Source organism: Candidatus Eisenbacteria bacterium (genome assembly GCA_020847735.1).
Classification (GTDB): domain Bacteria; phylum Eisenbacteria; class RBG-16-71-46; order RBG-16-71-46; family RBG-16-71-46; genus CAIXRL01.
Genome location: JADLBL010000013.1, coordinates 1 through 25,688 on the forward strand (window position 1 = coordinate 1; position 25,688 = coordinate 25,688).

23 protein-coding genes are annotated in these 25,688 nt (G+C 70.4%); 15 read left to right on the forward strand and 8 right to left on the reverse strand.

What is annotated here, in order from left to right; all coding sequences use genetic code 11:
- Positions 1–252: 252 nt before the first annotated feature.
- The 4 genes from IT347_05750 to IT347_05765 all read left to right on the forward strand — a co-directional run bounded on the left by IT347_05750 (position 253) and on the right by IT347_05765 (position 4,768).
- The gene (locus IT347_05750) at positions 253–1,005 is read left to right on the forward strand and encodes a hypothetical protein (GenBank protein MCC6349078.1); all 753 of its coding nucleotides are present in this window, start codon (positions 253–255) and stop codon (positions 1,003–1,005) included.
- A 72-nt stretch (positions 1,006–1,077) separates the two neighbouring features.
- A protein-coding gene (locus IT347_05755) for an IS5 family transposase (protein MCC6349079.1) occupies positions 1,078–1,877 on the forward strand; the annotation gives its coding sequence in 2 pieces (ribosomal slippage) (positions 1,078–1,417 and positions 1,417–1,877; 801 coding nt in all).
- Between the two features lies 1 nt (position 1,878).
- Entirely contained in the window at positions 1,879–2,235 is a 357-nt protein-coding gene (locus IT347_05760) for a hypothetical protein (protein MCC6349080.1), read from the forward strand.
- A 205-nt stretch (positions 2,236–2,440) separates the two neighbouring features.
- Entirely contained in the window at positions 2,441–4,768 is a 2,328-nt protein-coding gene (locus IT347_05765) for a T9SS type A sorting domain-containing protein (GenBank protein ID MCC6349081.1), read from the forward strand.
- 199 nt (positions 4,769–4,967) lie between these two features.
- Here the strand turns inward: IT347_05765 and IT347_05770 are convergent, their stop codons facing one another.
- Entirely contained in the window at positions 4,968–6,224 is a 1,257-nt protein-coding gene (locus IT347_05770) for a hypothetical protein (GenBank protein ID MCC6349082.1), read from the reverse strand.
- 402 nt (positions 6,225–6,626) lie between these two features.
- Here IT347_05770 and IT347_05775 point away from each other — a divergent pair, with 402 nt between their 5' ends.
- From IT347_05775 to IT347_05790, 4 genes are all read left to right on the forward strand, one after another.
- Positions 6,627–7,160 (forward strand): YaiI/YqxD family protein, encoded by a 534-nt coding sequence (locus IT347_05775; GenBank protein MCC6349083.1) that lies wholly within the window; start codon positions 6,627–6,629, stop codon positions 7,158–7,160.
- Between the two features lie 96 nt (positions 7,161–7,256).
- On the forward strand, positions 7,257–10,019 hold the full coding sequence (locus IT347_05780) for a protein kinase (GenBank protein ID MCC6349084.1): 2,763 nt from the start codon (positions 7,257–7,259) through the stop codon (positions 10,017–10,019).
- A 113-nt stretch (positions 10,020–10,132) separates the two neighbouring features.
- Positions 10,133–11,530: a tryptophanase gene (locus tag IT347_05785; protein ID MCC6349085.1), complete on the forward strand. Its 1,398-nt coding sequence runs from the start codon at positions 10,133–10,135 to the stop codon at positions 11,528–11,530.
- 67 nt (positions 11,531–11,597) lie between these two features.
- Positions 11,598–12,314, forward strand: coding sequence for a metal-dependent hydrolase (locus tag IT347_05790; protein ID MCC6349086.1), 717 nt, complete (start codon positions 11,598–11,600; stop codon positions 12,312–12,314).
- A 45-nt stretch (positions 12,315–12,359) separates the two neighbouring features.
- Here IT347_05790 and IT347_05795 read toward each other — a convergent pair whose 3' ends face one another.
- Positions 12,360–12,995, reverse strand: coding sequence for a hypothetical protein (locus tag IT347_05795; GenBank protein MCC6349087.1), 636 nt, complete (start codon positions 12,993–12,995; stop codon positions 12,360–12,362).
- Between the two features lie 247 nt (positions 12,996–13,242).
- Entirely contained in the window at positions 13,243–14,331 is a 1,089-nt protein-coding gene (locus IT347_05800) for a CPBP family intramembrane metalloprotease (protein ID MCC6349088.1), read from the reverse strand.
- A 128-nt stretch (positions 14,332–14,459) separates the two neighbouring features.
- Here IT347_05800 and IT347_05805 point away from each other — a divergent pair, with 128 nt between their 5' ends.
- Both IT347_05805 and IT347_05810 read left to right on the forward strand, forming a co-directional pair.
- Complete coding sequence (locus IT347_05805; GenBank protein ID MCC6349089.1) at positions 14,460–14,720, forward strand: MoaD/ThiS family protein; 261 nt, start codon at positions 14,460–14,462, stop codon at positions 14,718–14,720.
- A 4-nt stretch (positions 14,721–14,724) separates the two neighbouring features.
- Positions 14,725–15,150: a molybdenum cofactor biosynthesis protein MoaE gene (locus IT347_05810; GenBank protein ID MCC6349090.1), complete on the forward strand. Its 426-nt coding sequence runs from the start codon at positions 14,725–14,727 to the stop codon at positions 15,148–15,150.
- Between the two features lie 159 nt (positions 15,151–15,309).
- Here IT347_05810 and IT347_05815 read toward each other — a convergent pair whose 3' ends face one another.
- The 5 genes from IT347_05815 to trxB are packed head-to-tail and all read right to left on the reverse strand — an operon-like array spanning position 15,310 to position 21,402.
- Complete coding sequence (locus IT347_05815; GenBank protein ID MCC6349091.1) at positions 15,310–16,395, reverse strand: glycosyl hydrolase 53 family protein; 1,086 nt, start codon at positions 16,393–16,395, stop codon at positions 15,310–15,312.
- On the reverse strand, positions 16,392–17,693 hold the full coding sequence (gene queG / locus IT347_05820) for a tRNA epoxyqueuosine(34) reductase QueG (protein ID MCC6349092.1): 1,302 nt from the start codon (positions 17,691–17,693) through the stop codon (positions 16,392–16,394). Before queG ends, IT347_05815 begins: the two co-directional genes overlap by 4 nt.
- A complete protein-coding gene (locus IT347_05825) occupies positions 17,665–18,705 on the reverse strand; it encodes a hypothetical protein (protein MCC6349093.1) in 1,041 nt (346 codons plus the stop codon). The genes queG and IT347_05825 overlap by 29 nt, the downstream gene beginning before the upstream one ends.
- 13 nt (positions 18,706–18,718) lie before the next feature.
- On the reverse strand, positions 18,719–20,410 hold the full coding sequence (locus tag IT347_05830; GenBank protein MCC6349094.1) for an electron transfer flavoprotein-ubiquinone oxidoreductase: 1,692 nt from the start codon (positions 20,408–20,410) through the stop codon (positions 18,719–18,721).
- A 29-nt stretch (positions 20,411–20,439) separates the two neighbouring features.
- A complete protein-coding gene (gene trxB, locus IT347_05835; protein MCC6349095.1) occupies positions 20,440–21,402 on the reverse strand; it encodes a thioredoxin-disulfide reductase in 963 nt (320 codons plus the stop codon).
- 327 nt (positions 21,403–21,729) lie between these two features.
- Here trxB and IT347_05840 point away from each other — a divergent pair, with 327 nt between their 5' ends.
- The 5 genes from IT347_05840 to IT347_05860 all read left to right on the forward strand — a co-directional run bounded on the left by IT347_05840 (position 21,730) and on the right by IT347_05860 (position 25,675).
- Positions 21,730–23,151 (forward strand): PQQ-dependent sugar dehydrogenase, encoded by a 1,422-nt coding sequence (locus IT347_05840; protein MCC6349096.1) that lies wholly within the window; start codon positions 21,730–21,732, stop codon positions 23,149–23,151.
- Positions 23,152–23,305: 154 nt separating this feature from the next.
- Entirely contained in the window at positions 23,306–23,983 is a 678-nt protein-coding gene (locus IT347_05845; GenBank protein MCC6349097.1) for an MgtC/SapB family protein, read from the forward strand.
- A 204-nt stretch (positions 23,984–24,187) separates the two neighbouring features.
- Positions 24,188–24,424 carry a ferredoxin family protein gene (locus IT347_05850; GenBank protein ID MCC6349098.1) on the forward strand — a complete coding sequence of 79 codons (237 nt, stop codon included), beginning with the start codon at positions 24,188–24,190 and terminating at the stop codon, positions 24,422–24,424.
- Positions 24,425–24,479: 55 nt separating this feature from the next.
- Entirely contained in the window at positions 24,480–25,049 is a 570-nt protein-coding gene (locus tag IT347_05855) for an HAD family hydrolase (protein ID MCC6349099.1), read from the forward strand.
- Positions 25,046–25,675, forward strand: coding sequence for a hypothetical protein (locus IT347_05860; protein MCC6349100.1), 630 nt, complete (start codon positions 25,046–25,048; stop codon positions 25,673–25,675). Before IT347_05855 ends, IT347_05860 begins: the two co-directional genes overlap by 4 nt.
- The last annotated feature ends 13 nt before the right edge of the window (positions 25,676–25,688 follow it).

Consider the following 25,688-nt stretch of genomic DNA (forward strand, 5'->3'; position numbering starts at 1 on the left):
CTGCTTCAACTCCACGTCCGTGATCTCCCACGGCGCCTTCAGGCCCAGCAGTGTCGCGTACAGCGTCCGGCTGTCGATCGTCATCGCGCGTCCTCGCGGTCAGGGTCCGCGCGCAGCCTATCAGGCCCTCAGGCCCCTGTTCTCAGCCACACGAAAGTCGGAAGGCCCCTGATTTATATCCGGCACTTCGCATCAACAGGCGCAGAGCCCTCGCTCGCGCATGCCTGGTCTGAGAACCTGACGAACTGGCGAGTGCAGACCGACGCGTTCTTGCCAAACGCGGGCTGGGACGCGCAGTTCGTCTGGGCGCCATCGATTGTTCAGGTAGGCAACCTCCAGTACATGTTCTACACCGGCGTGGATGCGAGCGGGAACCAGCGCATCGGTTGGGCAACCACGAGCCTTCTCGACACGACCAACACAACTTGGAACCGCCAGTCGACGTGGGTTTACTCGGCCGACAGCACCGGCTGGGCCGACCCTGCCGCGCAAGGCATCGGCCAGCAGCAGTTCCGCGACCCATGGGTGATGGCAGACCCAGATAGCGCCGGGAGGTTTCTGCTCTTCAATGTCGGGCAGGACAAGAACTACGGCGCCGCTGTCCGTACGGTCGTCGGGGTGGCGCGAAACAGAGCGGGCACGATGGAGCGGTGGATTGATCTGGGCTCCTACCGAGCCACCGACTACGGCCACACGGGTGTCAGCTCTGTTGAGTCTCCGCTGGTCGCTCGCGATTCGTCGGAAACCGGGGCTTGGCGGATCTACTTCGCAAACGCGTGGTGGAATCTGCCTGGTTACAACTCCACGTTCATCGCCACTCAGTCAGGCGGATACGCTGTGACCGACACGACAGTGGCGTATTGGCCAGGCATTGATTCGCTCTACAGCTACCTCGGAGGAAACCCGAGCGTGCTCTATTGGCAGGCCTGCGAACACCTCCAGGTTGGCGAGGTCCATCTGTTCGCTGCGTTCAATGGGACCGGAATTGCTATCACAAGGACTTAGAGCTCATTTCAAAACGGATGACAACGGGGTCAGCATCGCGTAGCTTCGCGCGACGGACAAGGAGGTCCGACGATGGCGAAGATGCTGGTGGACGATGCGCTGTGGGAGTTGATCGAGCCGCACTTGCCGCGGCCGAAGCGATCTCGAATCGGGCGGCCTCGGGTGCCGGATCGTGCCGCGCTGACGGGGATCGTCTTCGTGCTGCAGACGGGGATGCCGTGGGAGTACCTGCCGAGGGAGATGGGCTGCGGCTCGGGGGTCACGTGCTGGCGACGATTACGCGACTGGCAGCAGGCCGGAGCGTGGAAGAAGATCCACCACGCCTTGCTGACGGAGCTGCACCAGGCCGGCGAGATCGACTGGTCGCGGGCCGTGATCGACAGCTCGAGTGTGCGGGCGCTAAAAGGGGGCTCCAAACGGGCCCCAATCCGACGGATCGTGGGCGTCCCGGGAGCAAGCACCACGTCCTCACCGAGGCGCAGAGTGTCCCGCTGGTGGTCGCGCTCACTGGAGCGAATGCTCATGACGTCACCCAACTCCTCCCGCTCGTCGACGCCATCCCGCCGCTCCAAGGGGAGCGCGGACGTCCGTGCTTCCGGCCCGCGCGAGCGCAGGCGGATCGGGCGTACCACTCCGGGCCGCACGAGGCCGCGCTGAGGCAGCGGAACATCCAGCCGGTCATCGCCCATCGCGGGACTGTCCACGGCAGCGGTCTGGGGAGGACGCGCTGGGTCGTCGAGCGCACGATCAGCTGGCTGCATCAGTTCAAGCGCCTCCGCGTTCGTTGCGAGCGCCGCACCGACATTCACGAAGCCTTCCTCACGCTGGCTTGCATCCTGATTTGCTGCCGCATCGCGGTGAGGACGTTTTGAAATGAGCTCTTATTGGGACGGCAACAACTTCGTGATCGGCTACCCCGACCTGACTGGCGTCGAGGATGGGGCGGCCAGCAGCAACCTCCGGTTCTACGTGGCCAACCTGCGCCCTGGCGTCCAGTCGGTGTCCTTCGTAGTCGATGCGCCAAGCCGGATTGTTCCGAGACTTGCGGTGTATGACCTGGCAGGGAGGCGAATCCAGACCTTGACGGAGAGGCGGGAGTTGACGGGCCGTCACGGGATTATCTGGGATTGCCGCAACGCCCAAGGCGAATCCGTGCCATCTGGGATGTACTTCGCGCGGCTGACGGGCGCCGGATTCACTCGGGTCCTGCGTGTTCCCGTCGTTCGGTGACGCAAGGGGCGAAGTGGATTCGATCCCCCAAGACATGGCACAGCACCAGACGGCTCGGTCGAATCGCCTGCTTGCCTCGAGGGTTGGGGTTGACCGCTGGCTGACCCCGCTCTTGCTGGGGGCCTCCCTCCTCGTCACGAGCCCGAGACATCTCCGCGCGCAGTCCGTCGACTCGAACTTCTGGTGTATGGAGCCGGGTGCCCGCGTGTTTGCGATCGCTCGATCGGGAAACACAATCTACGTGGGTGGCAACTTCGCCACCGTGGGCCCGGCCTCGGGCGGGGGCGTTCTCATCGACCCGCGAACAGCGTCCTGCGCGCCCGCCTGCCCAAAGGTCGCTGGCAAGGTGAACGCTGTCGTCGCCGATGATCGCGGCGGATGGTACATCGCGGGATTGTTCAGCTCCGTGGGCGGGACACGACGTGGGAATATAGCGCGCATCTCCGCTACCGGGGCGGTTGAGGCGTGGTCGGCTGAAACCAATGACGAGGTGCAGACACTCGCGCTCCAGGGCCCGGTGCTGTACGTCGGCGGCAAGTTCACGTCCGTCGCCAATGTTGAACGACAACATCTTGCCGCCCTGAGCACAGAAGATGGGGAACTGTTGGATTGGAACCCTGTTGCCAATGACTGGGTGATGACCTTGCTGGCGCAGGACCGGAAGATCTACGCGGGTGGCCTGTTTACGAACATTGGTGGGCAAGCCCGAAACTACGTCGCAGCGCTTGATTCCTCCACAGGGCACGCGACGACGTGGGACGCAGGTATTGATTCATACCCCGGTGTCCCTCAACGCGTACTCGCTCTGGCGCTCGATGACTCGACTCTCTTTGTTGGGGGACGATTCGTCACCGTCCGCGGCACGCCCAGGCGGCACCTCGCGGCAGTGAACACCCTGAGTGGAACGCTCACTCCCTGGGACGCTGGAGTCGAGCGACGTCCGGACTACAACTTCGACGGTGGCCCGCGCGTATCGGCGCTGCTGGTCCGAGGAAGCACGCTCTACGTCGGGGGATCCTTCAAGGTCATTGGCGGGGCAGCCCGGCAAGGGCTGGCAGCGCTGGACATCACCACTGGGCTGTCAACATCCTGGGATCCCAAAGCCGTCAGGGACTTCGTGGCCGGGGCCTACTTCAACTCATTCGTGGCGGCGGGGGACACTCTCTTCGTAGCGGGAGAGGCGGATAGCCTCGGAGGTTCGCCAAGCAGCTACCTCGCAGCGCTGAGCACGCGGACAGGCGAGCGCTTCAGCTGGGATCCCCGTCCGAACTGGGAAATCTCGACGCTCGCTCTTGCAGATGGAGTGATCTACGCCGGCGGCGCTTTCACTTCGATGGGCCCTTGGGTGAGGCGCCATGATCTCGCCGCCTTCGATGCGGTTACGGGCAAGGTAACTCCCTGGGCACCAGAGCCGGACTACACGGTACAGGACATCGTGGTTCAGGGAGGCGTCGTGTACGTTGGTGGCTCGTTTTCATTTGTCGGCGGACAGCCGCGTACTGGGATCGCCGCGTTGGATTCGGTTTCGGGGCTCGCAACTCCGTGGAATCCGGGAGTCAACGGCACCGTCTACTCGTTGGCGCCATGGCGCGGCACAATGCTGCTCGGCGGGTCGTTCGGCGCCGTTGGTGGACAACCGCGCCGTAACATTGCCGCGATCGACGAGACGACAGGGCTCCCAACGCCGTGGAACCCGAACGCGGACGACATCGTCTACACGATTGTCCCCGGTGACTCAGTCATCTATGTTGGTGGTTGGTTCGGGAGTATTGGGGGTCAGGTGCGTGCCAGCTTGGCGGCCATCGACCCACAAGGTGGGTTCCCGACTACGTGGACACCAAGCACGGATGGGATTGTCAACAAGATCGCGATTTTGGGCGGTACGATCTTCGTTGGTGGTGAGTTCAACTTCGTCAATGGTCAGCAGCGGGACGGACTCGCCGCTATTAGTTCTGTTGGGGACCTCACCCCATGGTCCGCGAACGCGAGCCGCCGAATCCTCGCGCTGGCCGCCAGCGACAGCACCGTGTACGCCGGAGGTGGCTTCTCTTTCGTCGGGGGCGAGCCTCGCTTCTGCATTGCGGCACTGAACGCCCATACGGGTGCAGTCCGCGAGTGGTACCCAACTCCGGACGGCATCGTGTGGTGTCTGGCGGCGACCGATACACGTGTTTACGCTGGAGGCGCCTTCGCCCGAATGGGCGTTTGGCCTCAGGCGTCTTTCGCTGTCATGACACCGGCGGACTACGCCGGGCCGGGCACGCTACCCACCGACTTCTTCGTGCAGAGCGCGCCCAATCCGGCGCGGGAGAGCGCCATGATCCGGTACACGTTGCCAGTTCCGGCGACCGTCACGATGACCGTGTTTGACCTTCACGGTCGGGTAGTCGCTTGCCCTCTATCAGGCGCCTCCCAAACAGCTGGCTTGCATCAAGTGCCCCTCTCCACCAGCGACCTCCGACCGGGCTGCTACTTCTACCGACTTGAAGCTGGCAGGCTGAGCGCGACACGCAAGATGGTGGTTATCAGATAGTCTCGCTCCCGAGTAGCCGATGCCGTAGCCGGACCCGCGCGGGGCATCGCGAACAGTGCCATCGCGACCTCGCGAAAACGTCGGTCACGCAAGTGAGTTGACCGCCCGCCGCGCGTCGGGAAGCGCGATCAGAGCAGATGTTTCCCAATCCCCAGCTCACGCGCCTGCGGCTCACCGTCCGCAGTCGCCGGCGCCTGCCTCACGCCGCAGGCGCTGGCGCCTCGCGTCGGCGTACGCAGGACGGCACCAGGTACGAGAGCGCCAGGCGCAGCAGGCCCTCCTGTGACAGGTCGGGGCGGTCCGCGCACCTCGCCACGGCCCACTTCGCCTGCTTCGCTTTGTAGCCGAGCGTGCGCAGCGCGCCGAGCAGGTCCTTCTGCTTCGCGGCCAGCTCAGGCGCCAGCGCCTCATCGCGAGCCAGATCTCGGTAAGGCGCCAGCGCCTCGTCGGCGCGCCGCGCTTCGCGCTTGCGCCGCATGAACCCGGTGCCGAAGACGCGCTCGGCTTCGAGCTGGTTGTGCGCCCGGCAGCGCAGCCGGAGGTTGTCCCCGGTCGAGCGGCCGCCCCTGGCCACGGGAAAGATGTGGTCGAACTGGAGGAGCTCGCGCGTGCCGCAGCGGTGGCCGTGATCGCCGACGAAAGTGCAGCGGCCCTCGTCGCGGACGACCACCGCGCGCCGGACCTCGGCCGGGATCTGGCGCGGGCCTGCGCCGGGGCGCACCGGGCGCGGACGAGCGGTCTTCGCGAACTTCCTCGCTTCCAGCTTCGTGATCAGCGCGTCCAGCGCGCGCTCGAGCACGGCGGACTCGTTGCGTGTGGCATGCGAGAGCAGCGCCTTCGCATACTCGAGCTTCTCCTGCACATCCGCGGTGATCGCGATGCGCCGCACGACCGGCGCCGGCGTTGCGAACACCGGCTCCACGGTCGGCGCCGGTTCGGGGCAATCCTTGACGTTTGCAGGCGCTGGCGCCTGCGGATCCATTGCGACCGTCGAATCCGGAGCGGTCTGCGAACCAGATTCGGCGACCGCCTCGAGCATCGGCGTGCTCGCGGACGCGTGCCGCACTCGCAGCGTCCGCTCGAGGTCCTCGATCGTCCGGCCCGCCGCGAGCGAGACCAGCTCGTCGACGTTTTCAGGTCTCAGGTGGGGCGCGAGCGTGTTGACGGCGGTCACGCCGAGCCGGCCGGCGGCGATGGCGGGCAGCAGCGCCGGGAACTCGTGCGCGGTGCGGGCGGCCCGCAGCCGGCGCGTCGCCTGGTCGGGCGACATCCCGAGCGCCCGGAGGCAGTAGGCCTTGGGATCGTCGAAGCCTTCGGGCACGAACGCGCGGCGGGCCACGATCTCGCCCAGCAGGCCGAGCACATCCGCCTTGCCTCCATGCTCCACCTCCAGTGCCGACACCACGCGCGCGTGCAGCTCGCGCGACTCGAACCGACGGTACTCGAACCGGCGCATCGGGACTCCACCTTCGGGGGCGGGTCCGCTTGCGGGGCGAGCCCATTGAAGCACGGGCGTTCGCGGCGCCCGCAGGTCGTGCCACGGCGGCGAACGCGGGCGAAGCTACGATTTCGCGAGATCGGCGCGAGAAGGGCGGCGGTACGCGACCCGTGGAGTGCTGACGCGATGCGCGAGGCACGTCGACCGAACCATCACGGCGTGCGCACGTGGAGGCGTCAAGACAGATCTCTGCAACGGAGTGGTGCCTCCCTCCGGAGGCTCGTTTCGGTTTGCTTCGAAGCGTGGCGGTGACGACGCGCTGGAGGCACATTTCGGCCCGTGATCGGACCGGCCCGTCGCCGTACTCTGCAATCGTGCGCGGGCCGGTCGCCGCCACTCGAAGCACCCATGCACCGACCCATGGCCGGCGACTCGCGGCGGGCGGTCGAGGGCCAGGGGTCCCAGCCCTGCGCAGCCCAGGTCTCCGGGAGGCTGTCCATCCCCATGCGAATCTACGTGGACGCCGACGCCTGCCCCGTGAAGCCCGAGGTCTATCGCGTCGCGAAGCGCCACGGCGTGGGCGTGACGCTGGTGGCCGCGACGTGGCTGCGCGTGCCGCCGGTCCAGGACGTCGCGCTCGAGGTGGTCGAGGCGGGCCTCGACGCGGCGGACGAGTGGATCGCGTCGCACGCGGGAGCCGGCGACGTCGTGGTCACGGCCGACATCCCGCTCGCGGCGCGATGCGTCGCGAACGGGGCGCGCGTGCTGGGGCCGACGGGGCAGCCGTTCACCGAGGAGAACGTCGGCGAGGCGCTGGCGACGAGAAACCTGCTCGCCGACCTCCGCGGCGCGGGGCTCGAGACCACGACCGGTCCCGCGCCCTTCGACGCGCGCGACCGCTCGCGCTTCCTGCAGGCGCTGGACGAGACGCTCCACGCGCTGCGCCGCGAATGACCCGGACGCGCCGCTCGCGCGTCCCGCTGGTGCGCGCCGGGCCTTCGGCGCAAGAATCCCCGCGCGGGCGTTCCTCCATGGGGTAAGGTGCGCCCCGTGCCCATTCAACCGGGAACGAAACTGGGCGCCTACGAAGTCCTCTCCCCGCTCGGCGCCGGCGGCATGGGCGAGGTCTGGCGCGCGCGCGACACGCGGCTCGGTCGCGACGTCGCGATCAAGGTCATTCCCGAGGACGTCGCCGCCGATCCGGAGCGCATCACCCGCTTCGAACGCGAGGCGCGATTGCTCGCCTCGCTGCGCCATCCGAACGTGGCCACGCTGCACGGGCTCGAAAGCGACGGCGCGCAGCGCTTCATCGTCATGGAGTGCGTCGAGGGCGAATCGCTCGCGCAGCGCCTGGCCTCCGGCCCGCTGCCGGTCGCCGAGGCGATCGAGCTGTGCCGGCAGGTGGCGACGGGCCTCGAGGCCGCGCACGAAAGCGGCATCGTCCACCGCGACCTCAAACCGGCGAACATCATGGTCACGCCTGGCGGCGAGGTGCGCCTGCTCGACTTCGGCCTGGCGCGCGGCGACCTCGCCAGCTCGGGCGCGGTGTCGGACTACTCGCACTCCCCGACGCTGACGGGCGGCCTGACGGGCGCGAACGTCATCCTCGGCACGGCCGCGTACATGAGCCCCGAGCAGGCGCGCGGCAAGCCGGTGGACCGGCGCACCGACATCTGGTCGTTCGGCGCCGTGCTCTACGAATGCCTGGCCGGCCGGCAGTGCTTCGCGGGCGAGACGCTGTCGGACACGATCGCGATGATCCTGCAGAGCGATCCGGACTGGACCGCGCTGCCGCGCGCGACGCCCCGCCGGGTGCGCGAGTTGCTCGCGCGCTGCCTCGAGCGCGACCCGCGCAAGCGCCTCCGCGACGCGGGCGAGGCGCGCATCGCCCTCGAGCGCGCGCTCGCCGAGCCCGCGGGGGAGGAGGGCGCCCCGGCGCGGTCCGCGCGCGGCCGCACGCTCGCGTTCGGGGCGCTCGTGCTGGTCGCGGGCGCGCTGCTGGGCGCGGGTGCGATGCGCTTCGCCGGGCGCGAGGCGGCACGCGTGGTGCGCTACCCGGTGCCGCCCCCGCCGGGTGACGTCATCGGGGTGGACGGCTTCACCGCCGCGGCCTACTGGGACGTGCCGGCGAGCGGCGATCGTATCGCCGCACGGCTGACGACGCCGAACCGCGACCGCAAGGGACCCGACCTGTTCGTGCGCCGACTCTCGGAGGCCGACTGGCGGGTCGTGCCCGGTGGCGAGCGGGTCATGGACGCGCCTCTGTTCGGCGACGACGGGCGGACGCTCTGGTTCGTCTCCCGGATCTCCGACGATTCGCCCGAAGAGCGGGTGATGAAGGCCAACACCGACGACGGTAGCCCGGCGGTTTCCGTCTGTGACGTCCCCGCGGGCATGGGAATGATGGCACCGCTGAGCGGCGGCCGCGTTCTGTTCATCCACGGCGACGGCGAGCGCATCGCCCTCTACGACCCGGCGGCGGGGGGACTGTCCGGCTGGAAGGTGGTCGAGCGCGGAAAGTACGCGGGCACGATTTCGTCGTTCGTGCCGCCGTCCATGGCCGGTGCCGGCCGCGACGAGGTGTTCGTCGGCACGACCGATTACGCGACCGACGGCTGGCACCAGGGCACGGCCGTTCTCGACGTACGCACCGGGCGGCTGTCTCCCGTGATGCGAGACGGGCAGTACGCGCATCTGACCGGCGACGGCGTGCTGCTGTTCTCGCGCGGCTCGAGCATCCTGGCCACGCGCTACGACGCGCGGGCGCATGCCACGCGCGGGGACGCGGTGCCGCTCTTCGAAGGCGTTCGCACGCGCGGCCAGTGGTTGCCCGGGCACTTCGCGCTCACGGCGCGCGGCGACCTGTTCTACTCGCCGGGCGGCGCGGTCGGTGAGCGGCGCACGCTCGAGCGGCTCGGACTGGACGGCAGGTTCACCCCGCTGCCCATCGCGCCGCGCGCCTTCGGCAACGCACCCGGTGTCGCCCTCGACGGCCGGCGCCTCGCGATCTCGGTGACCAATGCGCGGGGTTTCGACGAGATCTGGGCCTTCGAGCCGGGCGACAGTCTGGGGCAGCGAATCCTCCGCGTCGAGGGCGCGGACGTCACCCGGCCGGTGTTCACGCACGACGGGGAGTGGATGGCGTACAACCAGTCGGTTGACCAGTACGGCTCGGGGCTGTTCGTCCGTCGCTACGGGGCGGAGGAAGCGGCGCTGAAGGTCGTCGTCGTCCGGGGCGACTCCGTGGTGCGGGCCGTGAAGTGGTTCCCCGACGGCCGGCACCTGCTGTTCCGCGGCGGTGCGCGCGGCAACGAACGCCTGTTCATCGCCGAGGTTGCTCCGGCGAGCGGGGGCGCGTCGCGCGTGCGGGCCGTGCTCCCTGCGTGGCAGGTGGGCGAGACGGATCTCTCACCGGACGGCCGGCTGCTCGCGTTCGACACGCGCCGCACCGGGAACCAGCAAGTCCTCGGCTGCACGATCTCGCCGGATGGAGCGACCGGCCTTCCGGTCGTGCTCGTGCGCTCGGGGGCGATCCCGGCATGGTCGGCCGACGGCCGGCGGCTCTGGTACGTCGCCGGCCCGACCTCCGCCGAGGCCTGGGAGATGCAGGTCTCCAGCGCCGGAGGCATCACCCCGGGGCCCGCGCGCCGGCTCTTCACGCTCGGCCCGGAGGGCTTCCGGATCGTGAGCGGCCTGCAGCTGCCGGACGGCACGGTCGTGTGCGCGCTGGACCCCGTCGAGGGCCCCGAGTTGGCGCGCGTGGACGTGGTGCAGGGATGGTGGTCCACCGTGCGGAGCAAGCTCCGGCGCTGACGGCGCCCGGCGGCATGGGCCTCACGGCCCGTTGCCCGCTCGCGAACGCCATCGCTATCCTGCCCGAAGTCCATTCCCCCGCAGCACCGAACGAACACCCCCGGGGCTTCCCCATGCGTTTTCCAGCAGAGCCGTTCCGCATCAAGGTCGTCGAGCCCATCCGCCGCGTGTCGCGCGAGGAGCGCGAGAAACTGATCCGCGAGGCGGGCCTGAACATCTTCGCGGTGCCCGCGGACAGCATCTACGTGGACCTGCTCACCGACAGCGGCACGTCGGCGATGAGCGACAACCAGTGGGCCGGGCTGATGCTCGGCGACGAGTCGTACTCGGGCAGCCGGAACTACTTTCACTTCGAGAAGACGGTCCGCGAAATCTTCGGCTTCGAGCACGTCATTCCCACGCATCAGGGCCGGGTCGCCGAGAACCTGCTGTTCTCGACGCTCCTCAAGCCGGGCGACGTGGTGCCGAACAACATCCACTTCGACACGACGCGCGCGAACGTCGAACACCAGCAGGCGGAAGCGGCCGACCTGGTGATTGACGAAGGGCTCGACCCGACTTCGCTGCACCCGTTCAAGGGCGACCTCGACCCGGGCAAGCTCGATCGGCTGCTGACCGAAAAGAAGGGTCGCGTGCCGCTCGTGATGATCACGGTCACGAACAACTCGGGCGGCGGCCAGCCGGTCTCCATCGCCAACGTCCGCCAGGTGCGCGAGGTGTGCCGGCGCCACGGCGTGCCGCTGATCTTCGACGCCTGCCGCTTCGCGGAGAACTGCTATTTCATCCAGCAGCGCGAGAGCGGTTATGCGAACAAGTCCGTGGCGGAAATCGCGAGGGAACTGTTCTCCCACGGCGACGGCTGCACCATGAGCGCCAAGAAGGACGGTCTCGTCAACATCGGCGGCTTCCTGGCGCTCAACAATGCCGAATGGGTGGCGGCGATCACGAACCTGCTCATCCTGATCGAGGGTTTCCCGACCTACGGCGGGCTCGCCGGCCGGGATCTCGAGGCGATGGCGCGCGGCCTGCGGGAGGTCCTGGACGAGGACTACCTCGCGTTCCGCATCGGCCAGGTCGCGCACCTGGGCGAGATGCTCGATCAGGCGGGCGTGCCGATCGTCAAGCCGGTGGGCGGGCATGCGGTGTACGTGGACGCGAAGCGCTTCCTGCCGCAGATCCCGCAGTCGCAGTTTCCGGGGCAGGCGCTGGTCGCCGCGCTCTACCGCGATTACGGCATCCGCGCGGTGGAGGTGGGCAGCCTGATGTTCGCGCACCGCGACGCGCACAGCGGCGAAGTCGCCTACCCGCGGCTCGAGCTGGTCCGGCTCGCGGTGCCGCGGCGCGTGTACACGACCGAGCACATGCGCTACGTGGCCGAATCGGTCATCGAGCTGCACCGCCAGCGCGCGCGGCTGAAGGGGCTTCGCATCACCTGGGAAGCGCCGGTGCTGCGCCATTTCACGGCGCGCCTGGAGGAGATCACGGACCGCGAAGTCGGCACGGCGCGCTGACGCGTTGCTCTCGCACCGGGCGCGCCGGCGTGCCCACGGCCCGCCGCGCGCAGGGAGAAACGTTCCGATGAAGATCTTCGATCGCGGCTTTCGTCTGACCTGGCTCGGGCACAGCGCCTTCGAGCTGGTGACGAAGACCGGCAAGGTCGTGCTCTTCGATCCGTGGCTGACCGGCAACCCGCGGACGCCCGAGGCGCTGCGTGCGCCGCGGAGGGGCGACGTCATCGCCCTTACGCACGCCCATGGCGACCACGTCGGCGACGTGGTCGGAATCGTCGGGCGGACCGGCTGCGAGGTGGTGTGCAGCTACGAGTGCTCGATCTGGCTGGCGGCCCAGGGGGTTTCGACCTGCCTGCCGATGGGCAAGGGTGGCACGCAGCAGGCGGCCGGGCTCACCTTCACGATGACTCATGCGGCGCACTCCTCGAGCTTCGACGCCCCGGGTCAGCCGTACGGCGGCGGCGAAGCGGGCTACGTGGTCACGCTCGAGGACGGCTTCCGCCTCTACCACGCCGGCGACACCGGACCGATGGCGGACTTCGCGGTGATCGCCGAGCTCTACGCGCCCGAGGTCGCGCTGCTGCCGATCGGCGACCTGTTCACGATGGGGCCGCGCGAAGCGGCGTGGGCGGCGGCGAAGCTCGACGCGAAGTGGGTGGTGCCCATGCATTACGGGACGTTTCCGGCGCTGACCGGCACGCCCGAGGCGCTGCGCGCCGAGCTCGCGGCACGCGGTTGCGGCGCCGTGGTCGTCGCGCCGCAACCGGGCGAGCCGGTCGAGTAGGCTCGACCGGCTCGCGAAGTCCGCCGTGCGTTGACCACCCGCGCGCTACGCGATCACGCCCGCCTTGCGCAGGCCCGGCACGATGCCGCGGCCGATGGACTGGCGCAGATCGCTCGCCGAGGACGGGTTCGTGCTCTCGACCGTGGCGGCCCAGACCATTCTGCCGCCCGCGGCCGCGTCCCAAACCGTCACCTGCTCACGCAGCGTGTGATCGGTTTCGGCGTAACCCGGATGCCAGCGTCCGCGGTACACGATGCGGTCGTAGCCGGTCCAGGGGTTGTAGTAATTGACGGGCTCGACGCTGCGCCAGCCGGGCACCCAGCGGGTGTCCCGGGTCGCCTTGAGGGGCTTGAGCACGATCGCGGCGTCGAAGTGCTGGCTGGTCATCGCGTCGTCGAGCGCCTGCTGGCTCGGGACGCCGTCGGGAAAGAGCGTGTACGACGAAACGGCGCGCAGGCCCGAGCGCGCGAGCTGCGCCTGGACATCGTCCTCCCACTGCCGCCGCTGAACGGCGTCCTTACGCTGAGAGACGACGAGGAACGAACCCGCGGGGCCCGCCGGCCGGTTGGGATCCGACCAGACGCCCACGACGCGCGCATTGGTGCAGCCTGCGGCGAGCAGGCCGAAGCCCGCAACGCCCACCAGCGCGAGTGCCGTACGGAACCAGGACTGACGTTTCATGGGCTGCCCTCCTTCTGACCGCGGCCGGACGACTCGAACGACTCGTACGCCCGGGAATGCAGCATTGGGAATGCCAGCGGCCGAGCCTTCGGGGAAAGCCATCGGGCGTCACGCGCAGAACAATGTCGGGACGGAGAGCGCAGGACGAAAACTGGCCCGGGGCGTTCAGGGGCGTGCCGCCGTTGTTCGGACTCGCGCAGCCCGCGGGCGGTGGCGCGCGGTGACGCAGCGGCTGGCCCGCCCGGCGTCAGCCCTGCGACGTCAGGACCGCGAACACGTCGTAGAGCGAGTGCACGAGGATCGCGGTCGTCGTGTTGGTCCGCCGGCGCACCACGCCGAGCAGGATGCCGAGCAGCGCGATGGTCGTCATGCCGTACCACGAGTACTGCACGTGCCCGCTCGCGAACAGCACCGACGTGAGCACGATGCCGAGCCGTGGCTGCAGCGCGCCGCGCAGCATGACCTCCTCGCCGAGGCCGGCGCTCAGGCCCAGGAGCAGCGCGGTCCACACGGGCATCTGTCCGGCGATGAGCCGGGTGACTTCCTGGTCGTGCCGCCACAGCCCGGGAAACGCGGCGCGCTGGAGCATTTCGGTGCCCGAGTTGATGACGATGGCGCCGACCAGCCCGGCGAGCACGAAGCCGACGTACGATAGCTTCACGCCGCCCAGGCCCAGCCGCTCGCGCGCCTGTGGCCAGCGCCGGTGCACGAGCCAGCCGACGCCCGCCAGCGCGATGGCGATCTCGCCCAGCAGCTGGGCGATCAGCGCGCGCGCGTCGGCGAGCGGCACCGGGCTGTCACGCATGGCGTCGAGCAGGTCGGGCAGCATCGCCTGCATCGGCACGGGCAGCAGGACGCCGAGCACGAAGAGCCTCGCCGCGAGCCGCCGCGTCCGGCTGACGACGGCGGAGCGAAAGATCATCGTGGTCAGGCGGTCGGCGACGGGCCGGGCAATGAGCAGCAGGCTGACGCCCGCGGCGGCGAAGCTCCAGAGCGCCGCGAAGCGGTGGTGGAACTCGTCGCCGAGTTTCCAGGCGTAGCTGCCGATGCCGAGGTAGACGAGCGCGCCCGCCCCGGGCACGATGGCGCCGACGATGAGCCGGAAGAACTCGCCGCCGAGGCTGCGCTCCGGAAACAGGTCGCGCACCCAGTGGCGATAGGCCGAAGCCTCGGACGCCGCGTCGGTCGCCTGGGCGAGCGCGAACACGCCCGCGCCCGCGAAGAGCAGCGCGAGCTCGGGGTGCAAGAGCAGCGTGCTGGCCAGCGAGCCCGCACCGATCAGGACCACCCACGCCAGCAGTCCGCGCTGCGGGGAGGGCCGGCCCGTTTCGGGCACGGGGGGCGCCGCGAGCGCGGCGGAGTCGGGAGTGTCGGCCGGGGGCTGCGGCGGGCCGCCGCCAGGAGGCGCTTGCGTCGGGTCCATGGGCCCGCGAGCATAGGCGCTCGGCGAGGGAGGGTCCAAGAGTGAGCGCGGCGGAGCTGAAGGTGAAGGTGCTGTTGTTCGCGCAGGCGCGCGAGCAGGCGGGGCGCGGGCAGGAGACGATCTCGCTGGCGCCGGGCGCCCGCGTGAGCGACGCGCTCGAGACCTTGATACACCTGCACCCGCGGCTGGCCGCGCTCCGCCCGCACCTGGCGGTCGCGGTCAACGGCGCGCTCGCACGCGAGGGCGACGCGCTCGCCGATGGCGCCGAGATCGCGCTGCTGCCGCCGGTGAGCGGAGGCTAGGCGCGTGCCGGCACTGACCCGCGCCCGCATTGACGACGCCGCGCTCACCGCCGCGGCGGCGCGCGCCGACCTGGGCGCGATCGTCACGTTCCTGGGCACGACGCGCGACCATCACGAAGGCCGGCGCGTGACGCGGCTCGAGTACGAGGCCTACGAGCCGATGGCGCTCGAGGCGCTCGGCCGCATCGAGCGTGAGGCGCGCGGAAGGTTCGCGATCGCCACCTGCATGATCGTCCACCGGCTGGGCGACGTGCCAGCGGCCGAGGCGAGCGTCGTGGTGGTCGTCGCCGCCGAGCACCGCGGGCCCGCGTTCGACGCCTGCCGCTGGGCGATGGACGAGCTCAAGCGCGCCGTGCCGATCTGGAAGAAGGAGCACTTCGAAGGCGGCGAAGCCTCATGGGCATCGGGCCAGACGCTGGGCGCCGACTAGCGGACATTCAGCGATTCGGCATCCGTGGCTCGACGGCGGCCCGCTTGCTCGGCTTCCTGCCTCGCTGCGCTGCATCCACTCGGGCTCTCGCCATCCATGGCTGCGCCCTCGCCGGGCGCACCGCCGTCGAGCCACGGATGCCGAATCGCCGAAGCCTGTTCAGCGCGCGAAGGCGCGCAGCGCCGGGAGCGCGGCGCCGGCGGAGTCGAAGAGCGCGCAGTTCTCCCACGGCGAGCCGTAGCCGGGCGCCGCGATCCACGCGGGTTCCCACCAGAAGACACCCGCGCCGCGGCCACTAGGTACGCCCGCGACCGCGCCGCGCACGGCGCGCGCGAACGCGGCCTGGCCGCGCGGCGTGGCCGGCCACGCGCCGACCTGCCGCGGCTCGCCCACCGGGTTGTGCGTGGAGTCGAACGCCCGCAGCGTCCACGGATGGGCGGTCTCGACCACCATCACATCGCGGCCGAGGCTGTGCGCGAGAGCATCGAGGTTGCGCTCGAGGTCCGCCAGGGAGCCGTGCCACCACGGGTAGTAGGAGAGCCCCGCGATCTCGAACGGCACGCCGAGCCGGACGAGCCGGCCGAAGAACGCCGCGCTCGCCGCCGCATCGCCGCCGCGCGAGAAATGCACGATGCGCCGGACGTGCGGCGCGCCCTCGCGCGCGCCCTCGGCCGCGGCGCGCAGCAGCGCGGCGAAGCCGTCGGCGTTCGCGCCGCCCGCGCCGAGGCGGCCAGCGTCCCAGAGCATCCCCGCGTCCACCTCGTTGCCGAGCTGAACCCACTCGGGCGGCGCGCCGGCGGCGACGCAGTTCGCGAGCACGTCGCGCGTCCACGCGCGCACGCTGTCGGCGAGCGTCGCGGGCGGAAGTTCACGCCACGCGGCGGGAGGCGTCTGCTTCCCCGGGTCGGCCCAGGTGTCCGAGTAGTGCAGGTCGAGCATCACGCGCAGGCCCAGCGCGTGCGCCCGCTTCGCCATCCCGACCGTGGCCGCGGGCCCGCACTCGCCGCCGGCGGGAGAGTGCCAGACGCGCAGCCGCACGGCGTCCAGCCCGGCGTCGCGCAGCGCGACCATCGCATTCACCGTGTCGCCCCGCACGCGAAAGACGCCGCCGCCGGCCTCCACGCGCGGCAGCGAGGAGAGATCGGCGCCGATGACGGGCCTGCCCGCCCCTGCGGGCGCGGCCAGCAGCGCCGCCAGCGCCACAGCGACCGCCGGGCGCACGCATGCGGGGCGCAGGAGCGTCAAGCGCGCACCCCGGCGAGCGCGAGAGTCGCTTCCTCGCGCACGAACGTGGAGTCGTCGTGCTCCGCCGCGCGCAGCACCGCGTTCGCCCGTTCGTGGATCGCGCCGCCGGCGTCCACCGTGCGCGACCCGTTCCCCGCGTCGCCGCCCGCGGGGCCGTTGTCCGTCCGATCGTGGCGCGCCCGATCGAAGCCCGCGGCCGGGCCGTCCGCCGTCGCGAGGCCCGCCGCGGCGGCGATCCGGCCGATCGCCCAGGCGGCGTGCCCGCGAACGAGCGGCGAGGGATCGTGCGCCAGCGAGCGCGCCAGCGCCGTCAGCGCCGCGGCCTGCCCGCGGTTGCCGAGCGCGACGCACACGTTGCGCAGGAACCCTTCGCGGTCCGCGCGCCGGATCGGGCTGGTCGCGAACAGTTCCCGGAACCCGGGCTCATCGAGCGCGAGGAAGCGCTCGAGCGTCCAGCCCTCGAGCTCACGAGCGTGCAGGCGCGCCTCGCGCGCGGGCGGGGCGAAGCGGTTCCAGGGACACACTTCCTGGCAGACGTCGCAGCCGAAGATCCAGTCGCCGACGAGCGGCCGCAGCTCGCGCGGAATGGGCCCGCGCAGCTCGATCGTCAGGTAGGAGATGCACAGGCGCGCGTCCACCTGGTAGGGCGCGACGATCGCGTTCGTCGGACACTGGTCGAGGCAGCGCGTGCAGGTGCCGCAGTGCTCGCCCGCGAGCGGCGCGTCGGGCTCGAGGTCGCGGTCCATGAGCACTTCGCCGAGCAGGAAGTACGAGCCGCGCGCGGGCGAGAGGAGCCCCGAGTGCTTGCCGATCCAGCCGAGCCCGGCGCGTTCGGCCCAGCCGCGCTCGAGGATCGCGCCGGTGTCGGAGTACCAGAGCGAGCCCGAGCCGGGGAGGAGTTCGGCGCGGATCCAGTCCTCGAGCGCGCCGAGCTTCTCCTTCATGAGCGCGTGGTAGTCCTCGCCGGCGGCGTAGCGCGCGATGCGACCGACGCGCGCGTCGAGCGCCTCCTCGCGCGCCGGCGGATACGCGAGCGCGACGCACAGCACCGAGCGGATGCCGGCGAGCAGGCGGGCCGGGTCCGCCCGCCGGGAGCGGTGCTTGTCGTTGGCGAGCCACGCCATGTCGCCATGACGGCCGGCGGCGAGCCACGCCTCGTAGCGCCCGATCGCCTCGAGCGGCTCCACGCGCGCGATGCCCGCGGCGTCGAAACCGAGCGCCAGGGCGCGCGCCTTGAGCCGCTCGCCGGGCGATGCGTCGCGCGGCGGATCAGCCCTTCGTGCTGTCGGGTTCGGCACGGGGGTGCCGCGGCTCGCGCTGCGGGCGGGGCGGCCCGGGGTGCTTCTTCGGAGGCCGCGGACCCGGATGACCGACGCGCGTCGAGTCGTGACGCACGACGCTGTCGGCCGGCGTCGCGGGCTCGGGAGGCACGGGAACCGGCACGGGCGCCTTCATTCTCGGCGCGGCCGGCATGGGCGGCGGCGCTTCGACGCGCGCCTGGCCGAGGACTCGCGCGCCCGCGTTCACGGCGCGCTCGGTCCGCCGGATGAGATCCGACTCGCCCGGCGGCGCGAGCGCGGGAAGCTTCACCCGGCGCACGGCCGGTTCCTGCAGCGGCGCGCTGAACGCTCCGCCCAATCGCGTGAGGAGCGCCGCATCCGGACCACGGTTGTAGGTCACGCCGCCGCGCCGCGCCCAGTTCGCGATCTCGCGCACCGGCCGGTCGGTGACCGGCGGGCGCATCACGTAGAGCGCGGTCGAGGTCTGGTTCATGCCGTTGAACTGCTGCGCGCCGGCGAACGTGAAGACGCCGCCCGGCGCGTCCGCGTAGTCGTCGTAGCCCGGGGGACCGAGCGGCGCCCAGCCCAGATAGTCGCCGACCGAAACCCACGCCACCCACGCCGGTCCCCAGACGGGGCCGGGCTGCCAGACCCAGCCCTGGAACGAATCGTAGAACCACGCGCCGTAGTGATCGGTGATCCAGCCGAACGGGTCGTTCGAATACCAGACCCAGCCGTAGGCGTCCGACGGCTCCCACCAGCCTTGTTCGTAGGGACGCCACGAGTCGAAGTTGACCCGCGGCCGGAAGACCCAGCCGTAGGGCTCGATCAGCGTCCAGTCGCCCTCGCCTTCGAGCGCGTCGTAGAATCCGCGATACGGGGGAGCGAGCCCCTCGCGCGCGGCGCTCTGCAGCGGCATGGCCGGGCTTTCGCCGGGCGCGTACACCCCCGGCACGTCCGAGACGGCGCACGACAACGTCGTCGCGAGCAGCACGACGAGGGCGAAGCCGAACAGCGGGCGGAGCGACATGGGCTCCTCTCTTCTAGAGGTGCTTGTAGTTCGGGCCGCCGCCGCCTTCGGGCGTGGTCCAGGTGATGATCTGGAATGGATCGGCGATGTCGCAGGTCTTGCAGTGCACGCAGTTCGCGGCGTTGATCTGCAGCCTCAGCGCTCCGGGTTTCGCCTCGTCGGGGACCATCTCGTAGACGTTCGCCGGGCAGAAATGCTGGCACGGGTTGCCGTACTGGGTGCGGCAGGTCGTGGCGCAGACGTTGAGGTCGGCGACCACCAGGTGCACGGGCTGGTCCTCCTCGTGCAGGGTGCCGGAGAGATAGACGTCGGCCAGCTTGTCGAAGGTGAGCTTGCCGTCGAACTTGCGCGGCGCCGGCTTGCCGTTGGGGTGCACCTCGGCGAGCTTGCGCATGCGTTCGTGGCTCGCGTGACCCGGCAGGTGGTCGCCGAACGGGTCGCGGCCGCCGAAGTACATCTGGAAGCCGGTGCGCGGCAGCGCCTGCCAGAGTCCGCCGTCGAACGCCTGGTGAAAGTTGCGCATCGAGCGCAGCTCCTCGCCCGCCCACGACGACGCGACGCGCGTTTCGTAGTCCGCGAGTTTCTGTTTCGAGAAATCGCCCGCCTTGAGGCACTCGAAGATCGTCGCGGCCGCGAGCATGCCCGACTTGATCGCGAGGTGAATGCCCTTGAGCCGCCCGCCGTTCAGGAACCCGCCGTTGTCGCCGGCGAGCAGCAGGCCTTCGGCCGACAGCTTCGGCATCGAGTACCAGCCGCCCTCGGGGATCGCCTTGGCGCCGTAGCCGACGGGTTTGCCGCCTTCGAGCAGGCCGCGCACGAGCGGGTGCTCCTTGAACCTCTGCAGGTTGCCGTGCGGGTCGCTCGTCGGGTCGGGCGCGTCGAGTCCGGTGCAGAAGCCCACGTACCACTGCGTGTCGGAAAGTCCGTAGATGAAGCCGCCGCCGAACGTGTGACGGTCGAGCGGCCAGGCCATCGTGTGGATGACGCGGCCTTTGGCGGCGCGTCCGGGCGGCACCTCCCACAGCTCCTTCACGCCGGTCGCGTACACCTGCGGATCGCGGCCGGCGAGCAGGCCGAGCGGTCCTTCGAGCTGCTTCGTGAGCGAGCCGCGCGGGCCCTCGCACAGGACCGTGACCTTGGCGAGCGCGTCGGCGCCGGGCTGGTAGGTGCTCTTCTTCCCGCCCGACTTGCTCACGCCCTTGTCGCCCGTCCGCACACCGAGCAACCGGCCGTTCTCGAGCAGCGGTGCGGCGGCCGGGGTCTCGGTCGCGATCAGGACGCCCTTCTCCTCGGCGATCGTCGCCAGCCACCGGCACACGTCGCCGAGGCTGACGATGACGTTGCCGTGGTTCCTGAGCACGGGCGGCAGGAAGGGCAGCTTGAACTGTCCGTCGCGCGAGAGAATGTAGACGTCGTCGTGCGCGACGTCGGCGGCGACCGGGCAGCCGCGCTCGCGCCAGTCGGGCAGCAGCTCCGCCATGCCGCGCGGGTCCATGACCGCGCCCGAGAAGCCGTGCGCGCCGACCTCGGCGCCCTTCTCGAGCACCGCGATGCCGATCTCGCCGAGCGCCTTTCCGGCGCCGCCGGCGGCGACGGCCTCATCGTGCCGGGCGATCAGGCTCGCGAGGTGAATCGCACCCGCAAGGCCGGCCGGGCCCGCGCCGACGAACTGGACGTCGAACTCGAGGACTTCGCGTTCCAAGATCCGCCTCCGTTCCCCTGCCTAGCGCCGCGTCATGCGCGCGAGGCCGCCGCATGCTCGGCGTGGGCCTGCGCTTCGAGCCAGCGCTCGGCGTCGATCGCCGCCATGCAGCCGCTGCCGGCCGCGGTCACCGCCTGACGGTACACCGAGTCGAAAACGTCGCCGGCGGCGAACACGCCCTCGACGCTCGTGTACGACGTGCCCGGCTTCACCTTGAGATAGCCCTTGGCGTTCGTCTCGAGCTGGCCGCCGAGGAACCCGGTGTTCGGCTGGTGACCGATCGCGACGAACACGCCGTCCACCGCCATTTCGGTGAGCGCGCCCGTCTTCGTGTCGCGCAGCCGGACGCCGGTGACGCGGCGGTGCGGCTCGCCGAGCACCTCGGCGATCTCGCTGTTCCAGACGAACCGGATCTTCGCGTTCGCGAGCGCCCGCTCCTGCATGATCTTCGAGGCGCGCAGCTCGTCGCGCCGGTGGACGACCACGACCTCGGAGCAGAAGCGCGTCAGGTACGTGGCTTCCTCCATCGCCGTGTCGCCGCCGCCGACCACGATCACCCGCTTGCCCTTGAAGAAAAAGCCGTCGCACGTCGCGCAGGCGCTGACCCCCGCGCCCATGAACTCGGCCTCGCTCGGCAGCCCCAGCAGCATGGCGCTCGCGCCGGTCGCGACGATCACGCTGCGCGCCGCGTATTCGACCTCGTTGGACCAGACGCGCAGCGGGCGGCCCGAGAAGTCCACGCGTTCGACCGTCTGATCGAGGATCTCGGTGCCGAAGCGGGCGGCCTGTTCGCGGAACTTGTCCATCAGCTCGGGCCCGAGCAGACCCTCGGGGAAGCCGGGGTAGTTCTCGACCTCCGTCGTGATCGTGAGCTGGCCGCCGGGCTGAAGGCCGGTGAAGACGACGGGCTTGAGATTGGCTCGCGCCGCGTAGATGGCGGCCGTGTAGCCGGCAGGGCCGGAGCCGAGGATCAGGACGTCGTGAACGCGCGACACTGGCGCCTCCCATGCAGGTCATAAGGTGTGGCGAGCGCCGCGGATATTAGCCTCGCCCGGTGCGGCTCCGCCAACCGGCGGGAGCAGATGGCGGGCGTCGTTCGCGCGGCGGGGCCGGTTGCTCATGTTGAGAGGCACCCGCGTCCGGAAAGGTTCACCGGGCGCCCTTCGGAACGGAGCGTTTTGCGGCCGCTGGACACTTTGGGCTGGTGACGCGTTGGCGGGCACCACTAGAATTCCCCGGCGCGGCCGCGGCGGGGTTCGCGCGATGTCGGCCCTGCGAGCGGCCCGCCGAAGTTTCCAGCACCCTTCGCTTCGGAGCTTCCCGTGCCGCGAAACCGCGTCTTGTTGATCCTGCTGATCCTGCTGTTCGCCACGCCCGACCTGCGCGCCCAGACCCACCCCGCCGGATTCGACGACCAGCCCGTCGTGAGCGGGCTCGAACAGCCCACGACCCTGGCGATGACCCCCGAAGGCAGGCTGCTGGTCGGTCTGCGGGGCGGCGTGATCCGCGTCGTGGATCAGGGCGGACTGCTTCCCGCGCCCATGCTCACGCTGCCGGTCGAGACCTACGAGGAGCAGGGCCTGCTCGGCATCGCGCTCGATCCGGACTACGCGGTGAATCGCTGGCTGTACGTGTTCTGGACGCCGTACACGGGCTCGCAGCCCGCGCCGGAGAACCGCGTCTCCCGTTTCACGGTTCAGGCGGACACGGTCCTGGCGGGCAGCGAAGTCGTGGTGATCGCACCCCTGCCCACTGGCGCCGGTTATCACGTCGGCGGCGGACTGCGGACGAGCTCCGACGGGCATCTGTGGCTGACGATCGGCGACGTGAGCGACGGCGAGTTCTTCGGCTGGCCGCGCATGAACGACCGGCTCGAGGGCAAGCTGCTGCGCCTGAACCTGGACGGCTCGATCCCGGCGGACAATCCGCTCATCGGCGTTCCCGGGGCGCGTGGCGAAATCTGGCAGAAGGGCCTTCGCAGCCCGTTTCGCTTCGCGCTCCAGCCGGGCACGCTGCGGCCGTTCGTGAACGATGTCGGCTCCTACCTGTGGGAGGAGATCAACCGCGGCGACCCGGGAGCCGACTTCGGCTGGCCCGACCACGAAGGCGCCGAACAGCCCGCCCCGGCCGACGCGGTGAATCCGATCTTCACCTACCCGCACGCGGGCAACGGCGCCTCGATCACCGGCGCCGCGTTCCACACCGGCGGATCGTTCCCGCCCGGGTACGCGGGCAACTATTTCTTCGTGGATCACTCGCGCGGGCAGATCGGCCGCATGGTGCTCGCCGGCGACAGCGTCGTGTCGGTCACGATGCCCTGGGGCACGACGGCGGGCTGGGGTTGGGGCGGAGGTCCGGTGGACCTGCTGATGGGTGGCGACGGCGCCCTCTATTACACGCAATATACCGGCGGGCAGGTGCGCCGGATCACCTACGGTGCGCCGGCGGACGTGAACGCCGCCGCCGCGACGCTGGCGTTCGCCCGGCCGTGGCCGAATCCCGCGCGGGGTGGAACGACGCTCGCCTTCACGCTGGCGGCCCCCGGACACGCGCGACTCTCGATCCTGGATGTGCAGGGGCGGAGCGTGCGAGTCCTGGTGGACGGCGCGCTGGTCGCGGGCGCGCACTCGGAAGACTGGGACGGCAGCGACGCCGGCGGTCGCGCCGCGCCGGCGGGCATCTATCTCGCCCGGCTCGAGACCGCGGGCGCGACGCTCTCGCGGCGCATCGTGCGCCTGCGGTAAGGGGCGCGGACCCGCGGCCGCCCGCCGCGTCCGTCGCTTTCCCGTGCGTTCGCGCGCACGCCGTGGTATGCACGCGGGAACAGCGCCCCGCCGGAGGTCGTCCTGGCGCGCACCGGCGCGCCTGCGGCGGGATGGGGAGACGGAGGCGGACGGAATGCACGGCTGGGAGATGCTGCGAATCGTGGTGGCCGCGCTGCTCGGCGGCGTCATCGGCATGGAGCGCGACCGGCGCGGCCGACCGGCCGGGCTGCGCACGCACATGATCGTGGCGCTCGCCTCGGCGACCTACATGGTCGTCTCCACGCACTTCATTGACCACCAGTCCTACACGAGCGCCGAGCACGTCGAGGTGGACGTCTCGCGAATCGCGGCGTCCATCGTGACGGGCATCGGCTTCCTGGGCGGCGGCGCGATCATGCGCACCGGGCTCAACGTGCTGGGCCTGACGACGGCCGCGGGTCTGTGGCTGGTCGGCGCGATCGGCATGGCCGCCGGCGGCGGCATGTACATGACCGCCGTGTTCGTCACCGCGCTGGGGCTGGTCGCCCTCACGCTGCTGCGCCGCCTCGAGGACAAGGACGACCGGCTCGAGACCCGCCGGGTGCAGGTCTCTCTGATCGAGCAGGACTCGCTGGACGAGGTGTATTCGCGGCTGCGCCGCACCGGCGCGCACGTCGGGCTCGTGCAGGCGGAGCGGTTCGTCGCCGAGAACCGGCTGACCGCGTCGCTCGAGGTCCGCGTCACGCGCGAGACACCGCACGAGACGCTCATGGACGCGCTCGCAGGCTGCACCGGCCTCGAGCGCGCGCGCGTGGAGAAGGCCGAGATCTAGGCGAGCCGTCCAGCCCGCGGCTCGCATGGCGCCGCACCGTCGCTCGAACGCGGGGGGCGGACGCGCGGGAACGCGGTCCGGATCGCGGGGCCGCCTTGCCGCATCGCGGCGGCTTACCTAGACTGGTCCGCGGTTTCCAAGGGCCCGCCTGCTCGCGCGCCGGTTCGATCCCGGCACGCTGGTTTCGCATCGGAGGTTGTCGCCATGCCGTTCGTCATCGCCGAGCCGTGCATCGGTGTGAAGGACAAGTCGTGCGTCGAGGTCTGCCCCGTCAACTGCATCTACGAGGGCGAGGACCAGTTCTATATCCATCCCGACGAGTGCATTGATTGCCAGGCCTGCGAAGCCGCCTGCCCCGTGCAGGCGATCTTCCCGGACAACGGCGTGCCCGAGAAGTGGGCGAGCTTCACCGCGAAGAACCGGGAGTTCTTCCAGAAGTGAGCCCGGCGCCGGTCGTGGTCGCCCTTTCGCGCGAACCGCACGTCCGCGAACGCTGATGTCCGCGGCCACTCTGCCCACCCGCGAGGAAGCGCTCTCTCTGCTGCACGAGTGGGTCGCGAACCCGGCGCTCCGCAAGCACTGCCTGGTCGTGGAGGCCGCCATGCGCGCGTACGCCGAGGCGCACGGCGGCGACGTCGAGCGCTACGGGATCACCGGCCTCATCCACGATTTCGACTGGGAGCGCCACCCCGATCTCGAGCGTCACCCCGTGCAGGGCGTCGCCGTGCTGCGCGAGAAGGACTGGCCCGAGGACGTGTGCCGCGCCGTGCTCGGCCATGCGACGCACACGGGCGTGCCGCGCGACACGCCGATGGCGAAGGCGCTGTTCGCGTGCGACGAGCTGTGCGGCTTCCTCGTCGCGTGCACGCTCGTCCAGCCCGACAAGTCCATCGCCGGCGTCGAGGTCGCGTCGGTGAAGAAGAAGCTCAAGCGCGCCGACTTCGCCCGCAACGTGAACCGCGACGACATCGTCAACGGCGCCGCCGAGCTGGGCGTGGACCTCGACCAGCACCTCTCGTTCGTGCTGGGTGCGCTCAAGTCCCGACGGACGGAACTGGAACTGTGAGCCCGGCGGCGCTGCTCCTCTCGCTGCCGTTCCTGCACGCGAAGAGCGGCGCCGCGCCCGACTCGGCCGCCGTCGCCGCCACGGCGCTCAGGCACGCGATCGAAGGCTGGCACGAGTTCTACCTGCTCGCCGGCACGGCCGCCGTCACGCTCGTCGGCCTGCTGTTCGTGGCGCTTTCGTTCCACCTCGACACGCTTCTCCACGACGAACGCGCGCACCTCCTCGCGGCCGCACGCATGGCGTACCTGAACTTCATCTTCGTGCTCACGCTCTCGCTCTTCTTTCTCATCCCGGACCCGCCGCCGCGGGTGCTCGGGCTCGCGGTGTTCGTGCTGTCCACCGTGAGCCTCGGGTACATCGCCTGGAACATGTACCGGGCGCGTGCCCGACGACAGTTGACCCGGCACGAGCAGTTTCTGCGCCGGCGACTCGGGCTCGCAGGTTTCATCTTCGGCATCGCGGTGGCCGCCTCGATCGGGTTCCTGGTCGAACCCGGACCGGGGCGCATGCTGCAGTTCATGATGCTCACCATCGTCACGCTGGTGAACGCCGCGGGCATGTCGTGGGACCTGCTCGTCCAGGTCGGGCGGATGCGCAAGGCCTCCGGCGAGGCCCCGAAGGCCTGACCGCCTGCTTGCC